General features: G+C 68.1%; 4 protein-coding genes. All 4 read right to left on the reverse strand.

What is annotated here, in order from left to right; genetic code table 11:
- Positions 1-358 precede the first annotated feature (358 nt).
- Positions 359-1,165, reverse strand: coding sequence for an HAD family hydrolase (locus N864_RS24355; protein WP_240474429.1), 807 nt, complete (start codon positions 1,163-1,165; stop codon positions 359-361).
- Positions 1,166-1,416: 251 nt separating this feature from the next.
- Positions 1,417-2,307, reverse strand: a complete 891-nt coding sequence (locus N864_RS20270; protein ID WP_034721671.1) for a carbon-nitrogen hydrolase family protein — start codon at positions 2,305-2,307, stop codon at positions 1,417-1,419.
- 4 nt (positions 2,308-2,311) lie between these two features.
- Positions 2,312-3,250, reverse strand: a complete 939-nt coding sequence (locus N864_RS20275) for a quinone oxidoreductase family protein (RefSeq protein WP_034721672.1) — start codon at positions 3,248-3,250, stop codon at positions 2,312-2,314.
- On the reverse strand, positions 3,250-3,650 hold a 401-nt coding region (locus N864_RS20280), incomplete at its 5' end, for a succinyl-CoA--3-ketoacid-CoA transferase (RefSeq protein ID WP_034721673.1). The genes N864_RS20280 and N864_RS20275, both read right to left, overlap by 1 nt.

Consider the following 3,650-nt stretch of genomic DNA (forward strand, 5'->3'; position numbering starts at 1 on the left):
CGGCGAACTGGTTGCACGACTCGTTGCACGATGAGGTAGAAACAACCGCTGACCAGCCGCGATGTGTACGGCTGAAAAGTCGGAAGGTCGGCGGTTCGACCCCGCCCCTGGCCACCACCCGAAACCGCAGGTCAACCGCTCCTGACCTGCGGTTTTGCATGTCTGTTCGAACGCTCGCTTCGATGTCGAAATGACCGTCAGAGGCCCCTCTGGACCCTGTTTTGCCGCAGTTGGTTGCACGACTCGTTGCACGAAGTCTCGACGTCAAGAGACCGTCCGACTTCCCGATCGGAAGGTCGCGAGAGACGCCCTCAGGATGCGTTGAGCAAGGGGGTCAGCGCGTCATCGCCGTCGAACTTCACGACTTGGACGTCGTCGCCGATGCTGTGCTGGGCGCGGAGGCCGTGGTCGTGGGCGACTCACTACAACGGGCGGGTGGCGCAAGTCTTGGCTGGCCCTCGGCGGATGCGGCTCCAAGATTCTGGGTCAGCACATCAAGGGACCTCACTCGACGGACGGGCACGCCAGCGTGCGAGTCGTAACGATCTAGCAGGATGGGAGTCAGGCCCGCTGCCTCTGCACCCTGGACATCCGCCTCGAGGGAGTCCCCGACCATCACACAGCGACTCGGGGTCACCCCTAGAATGCTGCAGGCAGCCCAGAATGCCCGTGGATCAGGCTTGGCGGCTGGAAGTTCGGATGAAGCGATGAGCGGGATCTCGAGATCCATGAAGCCCACGCGCTCAAGTTTCCGCCGCTGATCCTCGAGTGACCCGTTCGTGAGGATGCCCACGGCCAGGCCAGCGGCGCAGACCCTAACTAGGGTCCGGCGCGCGTCCTCGAAGGGTCGCCAGGAGTGCTCATATGCGATCCAATAGGCGCTGAACGCTGCGTCCGCCCGTTCATCCGTGGCTGTCAGGGCGGGCAAGAAGGCTCGGACCCGCGCGCGCCGCTGTTCTTCTCGCGAGAGTTCCCCGAGCTGATACCGCCCATAAAAGTGGGTCTCCAGTGCGGTCCACCGGCTCTCGAGGACGTCGAGCGGTTCGGAGAGTCCGGCACCAGCGGTCCACAACGCCAAGGCGTCTCGAGCCGCACCCCGGTGATTCAGCAACGTGTCGTCAAGGTCAAAGAGAACACCTCGGATTTGCTCTCCGTCGAAGGCCATCGGCGCTCCCTGATTTGCCTGTGTCCCCGAGGTCATGAATCGGCACCGTGCTGCCGACGCAGTAGGGGTTGTCGTTCCCGAAGGAGGAACGCATGTCCGAAGATGCCTCGCGACCATTGGCGCACTCCATGCTTGTGGTGATCCCCAGCGCTGGGCTTGGACCGGAAGTGATACAACGCCATCCCTCGCACACAGCGGTGCCACGATGTACCGATGCCGCGCAGGCGTTGAAGTCGGGTCACCGTCGTGAGTCAGGAATCTCTGAGCGGCCCATATAGGCGGGGACGACGCCACTTCAGGTGTCCGGGGATCGTCTGATAGGGGGCTGGCACGAGGAGTTCCTCGTCGGTGCCGCGCAGATAGCGGATCCGCTCGAGGTCGAGGTCTGCGGTCAGGATGCCGGGTGACTCCGACTGGGCGAGGACTCGCTCGGGTGCGGCGATCATGCCGATGCCGCGGGAGATTCCGTTGCGGCGCGGACCGGGTTCGCCGCTGCTCAACTGGTCGCTCATGGCGGTGTCCATGAGGTTGACCAGGGTCGCCGTGTACATGTGGTTCTCGATCGCGCGGGCCCGCACGAGCGTGCGCCAGTTGTCGGTGTAGCCGAGCTCGTCGATGAGCAGCCCGCTGGGGAAGAGGCACACCTCGGCGCCCTTGAGTGCGAGGATGCGGGACACCTCGGGCAGGTGCACCTCGGAGCAGATCGAAACCGCCAGGGTGCCCCAGCTCATCTCGATGACCGGGAACTCGTCTGCCGCGACGTAGTCGAAGTTCCACTCCGGGGTGTCCCGATAGATGTACGGCCCGACCGGGTGGGTGCGGCGGTATTCGCCCCGGTACTGGCCTCGTTCGTCGACGACGACGGTCGCGATGTTGTAGGAGCCGGGCCGGTCCGGCGCCGGCAGCGAGGTGCCGTAGGCAACCGCGACCCCGTGCTCGCCGGCAGCCGTCGCCATCGCCTCGGCGACGTCATACCGGTTCGCCTCCGTGAACGGCCCCGGATAGTTCTCGGCGAAGGCGAGCAAGTCGACCCCAAGCGCGCCCGCTTGAGCGATGAGGCGCACCGCGTTGTCAAGGTTCTCCCGCTCGCGGGCGCCGAAGTGGGTGATCGTCTGGGCCAGACCCAGGCGGACGGTTGTCACCTCGTCACCCCTCCCGCTCCGCGTTTGGGCGCAGCAGCAGCTTGCCCTCGACCTGTCGCGACTGCAGCCGAGCGAAGCCCTCCGCAGCCTGCTCCAGGGGCAGCACCTCCACGTCGACAGCGACCGTGCCGTCGCGCACCGCTGCCAGGGCGTGAGTGAGCGCCTCCGCGCCCTGCTCGGGCGGGGTCGTCCCCCCGCTCGTGCCGAGGATGCGCAGCCCCTTGCCGTAGAGCGTCGCGAGGTTCAGCTCCGTCGTGGCCCCGGCCAGCACGCCATACGTGATGAACCGGGCGGCGGGAGCGACGACGCCGAGCAGGCTCGCCACGTAGTCGCCGCCCAGCGGGTCGAGGACCACCGTCACGCCCAGGTCACCCACGGCCGTGGCCACGGCGGGCCCGCCCTCCGCGACGACCGTCTCCAGGGCGAGCCGGTCGAGCCGGGCGGCCTTGTCCGCGTCACCGGTGTGGGCGAGGACTCCGGCGCCGGTGGCGCGGGCGAGCTGCGCGGCGAAGGTGCCGACCCCTCCGGACGCGCCGAGCACGAGCACGACGTCGTCGGGGCCGACCTCGGCCAGCTGGTGCACGGCCCGCCACGCGGTCTTGCCGGCGACGCCGACGGTCGCGCTGAACTGCGGGTCGACACCGTCGGGCAGCGGCCGCACCGCGTCTGCCGGGGCGACGACCCGCTCGGCGTAGGTGCCGTCGCGGGCCGCCCCGATCCCGCCCCCCGAGACCTGGACGAGCTGACCGTCGAGCAGCCCGGTGGCCTCCGCGCCGAGCGTCAGGGGGGCGCTGCCGCCGATCTGGCCGCGCAGCACCTGCACGTCAAACGGGTTGACACCCGCATAGAGGACGTCGACGAGGACCTCCCCGGGCCCGGCAGTGGGCTCCGGGACCTCGACGATCTCGACGACTCCGGGCGCTTGGCGACGTATGGCGCGCATCAGCGGGGTACCTCCAGGCTGGGTCGGGCGGTGTTCGGGTCGAGCGCAACCATGAGGTCGGGTTCGGTCTTCTCGCGGACCTCGTCCTCGGTGACGCCGGGGGCGAGCTCTCGCAGCACGAGCCCGTCCGGGGTGACGTCGATGACGGCGAGGTCGGTGATGATCCGCTGGACGACGCCCTTGCCGGTGTAGGGCAGCGAGCAGTCCTTGACGATCTTGTACGAGCCGTCCCGGGCGGTGTGTTCCATCAGCACGATGACCTTCTTCGCCCCGTGGACGAGGTCCATCGCGCCGCCCATGCCCTTGACCATCTTGCCCGGGATCATCCAGTTGGAGATGTCACCGGCCTCGGAGACCTGCATCGCGCCGAGGATCGCCGCGTCGACCTTGCCGCCGCGGA

Origin of the sequence: Intrasporangium chromatireducens Q5-1 (assembly GCF_000576575.1) — a bacterium.
Classification (GTDB): Bacteria; Actinomycetota; Actinomycetes; order Actinomycetales; family Dermatophilaceae; genus Intrasporangium_A; species Intrasporangium_A chromatireducens.

Bases quoted from the DNA above. Each gene is read 5' to 3' on its own strand.
- N864_RS24355 (WP_240474429.1), bottom strand. From the start codon at position 1,165: ATGGCCTTCGACGGAGAGCAAATCCGAGGTGTTCTCTTTGACCTTGAC.
- N864_RS20275 (WP_034721672.1), bottom strand. From the start codon at position 3,250: ATGCGCGCCATACGTCGCCAAGCGCCCGGAGTCGTCGAGATCGTCGAG.